Source organism: Parasutterella excrementihominis YIT 11859 (genome assembly GCF_000205025.1).
Lineage (GTDB): Bacteria > Pseudomonadota > Gammaproteobacteria > Burkholderiales > Burkholderiaceae_F > Parasutterella > Parasutterella excrementihominis.
The window spans coordinates 48,325-55,751 of record NZ_GL883755.1 but is presented as its reverse complement, the minus strand read 5'-3'; the positions used below and the strand labels follow the sequence as shown (position 1 = coordinate 55,751).

The window sequence follows — 7,427 nt, the reverse complement described above, 5'->3', positions numbered from 1 at the left end:
GCTGAAGATTACGGGTCTTACCGTTGACCTCGCGTTTCAGTAGTTGTTAGAAGAATGTAGTATTGAAGCCTCGGACTCAATTATTTGAAAACAAAGGATTTTGATAGGTTGATTTCGGAGCTGTTTTTCGAAAATGGTCGACCTGCACGAAAAGTGCCGTTATTTTCGAAAAATTGGGGTGATTGCTTGACTATTTAGAATATTTCTGGCAATATTTAATTACATTCTTTTAACAACGAAGTCGCCTTCGGGCGAGCTGAAATCAATTTGATTAAATATTAGATCCGGCTACTGAGGTCTTTGACCTTATCCGGATTAACGAAGAGCCTCCGAGGAGGCTTTTTGTGTTGCTAGAAGCGGTCCCCGCAAAAATTCAAAAATTCGCATTGCCCGCATTGTGCTGAAGTGGCGGGGGAGTCTGGAAGAAGGCCTGTTTCGAAACTACTAATAATCTTTTGAGCTATTTCTATCACTTTCTTTTTTCTTTCTTCCGTGAATTCAACGCGCAGGCTCTTGCCTTTCTTGCCGTAAAGAATGAACCCTTGCTTTACCTCTCTTTGGAATTTCTCCTCTAGAAGAATGGCATAGCCGGTTAGCTGAAGAATGTGTCCGCGAGAAGCGACAAAATTGTCCTGAGCCTTGAATTCAAGCGGAATAATCTCGCCATCCTCCATGATAAAAATACCGTCGGCGATTCCATGAATCGGATAAACAGAGCTCTTCAAATAAATGTTTGACTTGAACACTCCTTTTCCCGACAAGTTAAATTTTGACAGCTTCCTTCTTTTTTGAAGCATCGCGGCCTTTTCATGAAAGTCCACGCCGTCTTGGACCCACAAAGGTGACGGCGGTTTAATCTCCAAAAATACGGACAGAAAAGGGATTCTCGGACAAAAACAAAATTGTCGTATGTAAGAAACAGGTAGACTTTCGCGGTTAGATGAATCCATAGCTATCGGGCTCGCTGTATTCAAAATCCTCGTAACCAATTGATTTCTTGAACTCTTCAGGTTTCAGGACGCAAGGAATACAAAGACATTTATCCTCTGCTCCAAGGAGCTTTCGAGATGAGAAGTCCAAAGCATGCCTTTCTGTGGCGGTAAGTGCCCCATAGAAGACAGATTTCTGTAAGGCGACAAGTCCCAGATCTTTCAGCATTTCAGCAAACTTGGTGCGTTTTGGCGTGTTGGGAATGTCGTAACAAATCAAAAAATGTGTGTACATAACTCACCATTTGAATCGAATACCACGATAGCGTTTGCCTTCTACGATAGCTCCTGCAAGTTTATAGACCTGCCGTTGAAGAGCATTCTCTAATTTGCATTGCTTCTGTGAGTAATTGATTTTTGTGCTCATCGTTTTATCGATAAGTTCCACCAATTGTTTCTTCAGCGCAGTGTCCAAAAAGTTTTGCTCAGAACCAAGCTTGCATCTCAGACTGATGACATTTCTATCGACCACCCACGCTCTGTACTCCTCAATGCAGTCAAGTACCAAAGATGGCTTTCCGGCTCGATCTGCATGGAGCAGTCCGGCGTAGATCTCCAGACCGGCGTTGCCTAGCGCATTTTGAATATAACTATGAAGAATTGCGTACCCATAGTTAAGTGCAGCGTTGGTGATTTCAGTGCTGCCTCTTCCTTCGCGTTCTTGGAACGTCTCGGGCAAAAGTCTTGCTTCTTTTAAAGCGTTCCAGTAAATGAGTGAAGCGCTTCCTTCTAGTCCCATTACCGTATTCTTCCAGTCGGGGCCTGAGGCTCGAGTGTTCAGTAAGTTACTGATCTCTTCTAATCGAGTTCCGGCATTCCGAAGTAAAAGACCGTAAGCCGTTTCTCTTTTCATGAGGTATTTGCTGAAATAAAGGAGGACGGCCCGTTGGTTTCGGATTTTCGAAAAAATGATTTCCTTAGCCAGAAGCTGGGCTTGCAAAGATTTGAGGCATTCGAATTGGGATTTTCTGACGCCGACGACGGCATGGCGGTGCATGCCGGATACTTCGACAACTCCTACGCCTTTCCAGTCGAGAAAGTAGATTCGAATACCTCTTGCTGCGCAGGCCAGGATAAGGTTAGAAGATAAGGAAACGCTTTTATCGATTCGGATGGTTCTGAGTCTGGAAAGCGCAGTTTCTAGGATTACGTTATCGCCGTTGCGTACGATCAGGCGATTTCCGTGAACACCTAGGAAATCGCCAAATCCCGAGACTGTTAGGTGTCTCATGACCTTTCCTTACCGGCCTCTGAGAAGATTTCTTTCAGCGAACTGGCTGCACCTCCGACGATGTAGTTGAAAATCACTCTTGGTCCGACTAATTCGAAGAAAATCGTTCCGTTGTGTTTATTGTCCTCCCTTGGTTTAGGGAGGAACTTCGTAAATTCTGCGTTCTCAGTATAAATTTTGTTGTCAAAAACCTCCGAGACGCTAAATTTAAAAGAACTTCCTAAAGAAATAGAATTTTCTCCGAACCAGGCCAAGAATTTTTCTCCAGGCATTTCAACGCGTAGGTAGCGGCGACTGGAAGTGCCTTGAGCAAGCTCGATCCTCATCAAGTCATCTTTGTTGTAAACCTCTCGGAATTCAGACATGGAAATACTTCTGTCGTGATCCACAAAGCGGTAACCGTAAGCGGTTAGATTGCGGTTTTGTAGTGCAGGGTGGATGATCGGAGAGCTCCAGTCTAATTTTCCATTTTTCACCGGGAAAGAGGAGTAAAGATTATTGGTATCCTGAGATTGATAAACGAAGTCTCCGAAAGCTGTTTTTCTTCTGATTCGAACTGCCCCGGATTGAGTAGCAACGACAGGTAGGCTGAATACTCTCTTCGCTTTCGAATGAAGATTTCTTGTTCCGAAAGAAGAGGGCCAAGCAGCCTCTAATGCTTTTCTCAAGGCATTCTCGTCTTTGAGTTCCTCAGCAGTATTTTCTTTGAAAACGTTCCAAAGAACCTTACCCCATTCAACGGCCGCCGGAATAATAAGAGATCCCTTAAATTTAAATTCCTTCGAAGAGTATTCAACTTTTTTGAGACAGCCTTTTTGTTTAGCTAGATTTTCAATTGAGTCTTTGGAAAGTTCTTTTTTAGACTTAATGAGATCAGAAACGGTTGCGGCAACGTCTTGCTTTACAGTAACGAAATGGAGCGCTTCTAGAATCTTCGCGGCTTTATCCTCTTCAGCGGTAAATTTGGAGCCGGCTACTTTAGAGAAAAGCTCGAACGCCTTGTTCTTAACAACTCGATAAATTGTCAGTTTTTCTTTTTCGCTGCTTGGCGCTTTATCTAAGTAAGCTCCCAGGACGCTGAGGATGCTGAAGGGATCCTTTCCTCCGATAGAAATGCGATTGGGCTTTTCCTCAAAAGGCATATTAGAAGGATAGCCGATAAAGATTTCTCCTCTAGAGACGATGATGTCCAAGAATCGTTCGGCATAGATCGTTTCTTTGAAGATGGGAGAATTGGCGATATTCGTCTTATCAGAAAAGTTTCTTGGAGTGTTTTGGATAACTTGGCATGAGCCCGTAAACAGATTGTCGAAATTAATCGGCTCATAGATAGCTAACTGCGATCCCATCCTCTTAGTTTTAAAAGGATCAGAGCACGCCGCCAAGTAAATACACATAGCGTCGATCGAGTGTGAAGCGACCGGTTGCACCTTAGGTTTACGGAATTCTGGCCGATATTCAGCAAAGCGTTTCCGCATCTCGCTCGAATCGGCAGCAGGGACTGAAATGGCATCAAAAATGAGTTCATTGCCTGTTTCCTGAGTCCAGGCTGCTAGTGCTTGTCTGACCTTAGAGAAAATCGAGCGGACGAACCAAGCTTGCGTACCATTTACAGAGGCTTTTCTTCTGGAACCTAGAACGTCTATGACTGCCCGACGGGCTTCGGAGTCTGAGTTCAGGAATAAAGCGTGACGGGCACATGCTCTTTCTTTCTCAGAAAGCAGATCGAAATAGCCAAGTCTGCCTGCAGCTTTTAGCTGGAGCACAGTGCTTTCGATCTCATTAGTAATTTGACTCAGGTCAGAGGTGCCGAAGACGGCAGCCAAATAATTTTTAGCAAGATTAGAGAGTAAGTAGATATTGTTCTTCTTCTCTTGATTTCCCTGTGCGCTGACAAAGATAAGGTTTACTTCGCTGTTATAGATGCTTTCTGACTTCTTTAATGTCAGGCTGCGAGGAATAATGTGATCGATTTCTCCGACGTCATCGAGCGGTCTTCCGGTATAAGCGCAAATTCCGTGACTGTCAGCACGGATTCTTTCTTCTTTGCTTAACCATCTCTTCTCTTGATTCTCTTCATTGCGTTGAATGTCTTCCAGTTTTTTCTTCAGTTTTTGTTCTTTAAGTTGAATGTACTTCAAGTCGGTGAGAGAGGCGGTGAAATTAAAAGAGTTGGCTTCAATGGCGACCGGGATCTTTACGGTTCCATTAGTAAAATCCACGCTCTTTTTAACTTCTTCCGCAATCCTTTTAGCAACTTCCCAAGAATTCCTGTCGATGGCTTTGCGAATAAATCCGTCGAATGGACGAACGCAATCCGCAGGGAGGCGACAGCATTGTGCCGAGCCGTCTGTCATCGTCATACGCCATGCGTTTTCTAAGTGGGCGGCAAGAGAGACTTTAGAGAAGCCGTTTCTTTCGGTTTCGATGAGGTTATATAACTGAGCCAAAGAATACAGGTTATCAAATTTACTCTGAGCCTCATCCGACAACCGGAGTTCTTTTCCGATAAAGGGGACAACTTCGCTGACCATCTTCAGCACTTTGATAACGGCAGCAAACTTCTTGGAGAGTTCTTTTTCTGTTTTGCCTTCTTTTAGTGCTGTTTTGACGAATTTGTAGTCCTCAGAAAAATAAGGACCGTAAGTCTTTCTTTCATTCTCGATTGCATTGCAAATCGAGCGAACTGTCGAACGACCTTTGACCTTGCTGTTCCAGATCTCTTCGATAAAGTCAGTTCCTTCTGCAGGTGACACGCCGAGGGCTTGTCCGACGATCACATTAAGGATTTTGTTTTTCATCGGAGGATGCAGGTCAGCCCTTTCCAGCAAAGCGTTTTCCGGGAACCAAAGACCATTTTTTGCCTTAGCGGTTTCTTGATAGTAGCGATTGGCAAATTCAAGAAACTCTTCCAGCTGATGGCCCGAGAGAACATCTTCTAATTTTTCGTTTTTAATGACGACTCCGTTCTCGAAGTCTTCGGCGGTTCTTCTAATCGAGCATTCATCAAGAGCGATACTTCGATCAAACGCTCGCTGCAAGATATAGGCAAGCCGATAATCAGAGTCGGGCAGGACATCCGATCGGATTTTTATTCTGCTTTTACGATCCGTGTTTTTTAAGATCTCAGTCAGATCTTCTGTGAGAAGAGGGTAGGCGCCGGCAAATTTGTTCGCCCAAGACTTCCATTTCTCTCCATATTCAGAAGACAAAGCCTTCGGGTTCAGATATAACGTCTGATCTTCCGGAGGTCTTCTGTTGTTCTGATCCTCGTATGGAGGAATGGTGCGGTCGGGATCAAGACCTGCGAGCACATCCAAAACATCGCCGGACTGCTCTAAAGATTGAATGATTTGTTTTTGAGAAGCAGACCATTCTTTATCGTCTGATCGAAGATACTTCAAAGCGCGGACGAGGACATTTTTTAATTTAACCGCGTCTAATTGTTCTTGTCCTTGCTCGAATTTTGCATCATTGAAATACCAGCGAACCGCACGTTCTTGGAGATTAGAGATGTTGCCGATAATTCTCCACAAATTATCTGTCGAGCCAAATGCTTCGGATAGACGTGTAATTCTTGAATCTCGCTTCATGTCCTGAAGAATATCGCTGAGATATTTAGAGCGATGTTTGTGTCCTAAAGACTGAAGATTTGCGATGTATTTTGAGGCGTCTAGGATAGCGCGGCGTCCTTCGACGTAATTGGCAAGAATCTCCTTCGCACTGTATTCGGGGAAGCTGGTTTTAATGTACTTTTTAAAGTCTGCCTCTTTTTGTCCGGACAATTCCTTATTGAGAGCTTTGGTGGTCTCAGGAGAGTTTGCGATAGCTTCCCACTGAATATTCAGGGGTTCCGAATCATTGAAGAAATTAGTGAAACTCGGCGCGGAGGAAAATACTGAAGGGTCTAGACTTTCCAAAACAGATGTGTCTGTTTCAGCTTCTGTACGGGCGTAACCTCTTCTTTTGAGGTAGCCGGACAAGGCGATACGGAGATTTTCGCGTTCTTCCGGAGCTAATGTCTGCTTCTTTTGGAGAAGCTGATATTCTGCAACTAAAAGCAATAATCTTCTTCTTAAATCGAATCCCTTGTATGAGCGGACCCGGTGTCGTACTGCAGTTCTGGACTTTGATGAGAAAGAAAGTTTTTCACTATTAACGACGGTAAAGGCAGACGAATGATCTCTGTGTTCAGCTTCGTCAGATGGATGAGAGGTTATAAAAGTGCCGGTATAGGTTCCTCCCAAGTCAAGACCGACGCCAATAATGTGAGTTTTCCCCATTTTCCCTCCTCAAGAATTTATTATTTAGTTACAAAATTATAGGTTGAATTAGAAAGTTTGAATATATTTATTTCAGTGAGTCCACAAATACGAGTCCATTTTTCAAAAGAATGTGGGTCGAAACAGTTTGAATGCTTTGTAGCTGCATTTCTCGACTTCTGTTGAAAGAATACGCAATTAAAGAGGAAACTATTTTCCTGACTTTGACTATCTGCTAAAAATTAGGCTGAGTTTGGTCAGGGGCGGAATTTTCCCTTTTTTGGAATGACGGAACGATCCTCTCTTTGAACTGAGATTGGATCGAAAGAGTAAGAAGGAAAGAGGCGTAACAAAGGGAGAGGTGACTTATTGTGCGATTTTTTAAGGCATTGATAGACGGGTTGCTTAATGGCTTAGCCACTATTTTCTCGGTTGTTATGTTTTTATTGCTTCTGCTTTTAATTTCTTTTAGTTTCTACTTCGTGTTTTTGACTTGATGTCTTCGTTTACATGCAAGGGTGCTTCGACGCCCTTTTTGTGTGGATTCCGGCAATAGTATGTGCTTCAGTTATTGAAAGAATGTACGATTGAAGCCCGGCGTCAATCTCACGACCACACAGCGTGACGATTGTTTCAGTTGTTATTGAAAGAATGTACGATTGAAGCCTCGAAAATCTTGAAGAATTAGATTTAGATGGAACGTTTCAGTTGTTATTGAAAGAATGTACGATTGAAGCACCCATTATTAGAACGTCTTAAGAAAGCGTCCAAGAGTTTCAGTTGTTATTGAAAGAATGTACGATTGAAGCAGCCTTGTAACGTGGGCTATCCGGGCAAGATTCCTGGTTTCAGTTGTTATTGAAAGAATGTACGATTGAAGCCTCTTACGAGGAAGAGGAGTTGCTGGATAAGCACGTTTCAGTTGTTATTGAAAGAATGTACGAT

General features: G+C 43.4%; 4 protein-coding genes and 1 CRISPR repeat array. All 4 genes read right to left on the bottom strand.

What is annotated here, in order from left to right; genetic code table 11:
* Window positions 1-350: 350 nt before the first annotated feature.
* Genes cas4 through cas9 form a run of 4 tightly spaced genes read right to left on the bottom strand, consistent with a single transcriptional unit; the run spans window position 351 to window position 6,503 of the window.
* Window positions 351-950, bottom strand: coding sequence for a CRISPR-associated protein Cas4 (gene cas4, locus HMPREF9439_RS10585; protein WP_008811653.1), 600 nt, complete (start codon window positions 948-950; stop codon window positions 351-353).
* Window positions 937-1,224: a CRISPR-associated endonuclease Cas2 gene (gene cas2, locus HMPREF9439_RS10580; protein WP_008811654.1), complete on the bottom strand. Its 288-nt coding sequence runs from the start codon at window positions 1,222-1,224 to the stop codon at window positions 937-939. The genes cas4 and cas2 overlap by 14 nt, the downstream gene beginning before the upstream one ends.
* A gap of 3 nt (window positions 1,225-1,227) precedes the next feature.
* Window positions 1,228-2,220 (bottom strand): CRISPR-associated endonuclease Cas1, encoded by a 993-nt coding sequence (cas1, locus tag HMPREF9439_RS10575; RefSeq protein WP_008811655.1) that lies wholly within the window; start codon window positions 2,218-2,220, stop codon window positions 1,228-1,230.
* On the bottom strand, window positions 2,217-6,503 hold the full coding sequence (cas9, locus tag HMPREF9439_RS10570) for a type II-B CRISPR-associated RNA-guided endonuclease Cas9/Csx12 (protein ID WP_008864843.1): 4,287 nt from the start codon (window positions 6,501-6,503) through the stop codon (window positions 2,217-2,219). Before cas9 ends, cas1 begins: the two co-directional genes overlap by 4 nt.
* A 537-nt stretch (window positions 6,504-7,040) precedes the next feature.
* Window positions 7,041-7,363: a CRISPR direct-repeat array (repeat unit 36 nt; unit sequence GTTTCAGTTGTTATTGAAAGAATGTACGATTGAAGC).
* Window positions 7,364-7,427 lie beyond the last annotated feature (64 nt).

What these genes read in the sequence shown, in the direction of transcription:
- cas4 (WP_008811653.1), bottom strand. Translation starts at nt 950, where the DNA reads ATGGATTCATCTAACCGCGAAAGTCTACCTGTTTCTTACATACGACAA.
- cas2 (WP_008811654.1), bottom strand. Translation starts at nt 1,224, where the DNA reads ATGTACACACATTTTTTGATTTGTTACGACATTCCCAACACGCCAAAA.
- cas1 (WP_008811655.1), bottom strand. Translation starts at nt 2,220, where the DNA reads ATGAGACACCTAACAGTCTCGGGATTTGGCGATTTCCTAGGTGTTCAC.
- cas9 (WP_008864843.1), bottom strand. Translation starts at nt 6,503, where the DNA reads ATGGGGAAAACTCACATTATTGGCGTCGGTCTTGACTTGGGAGGAACC.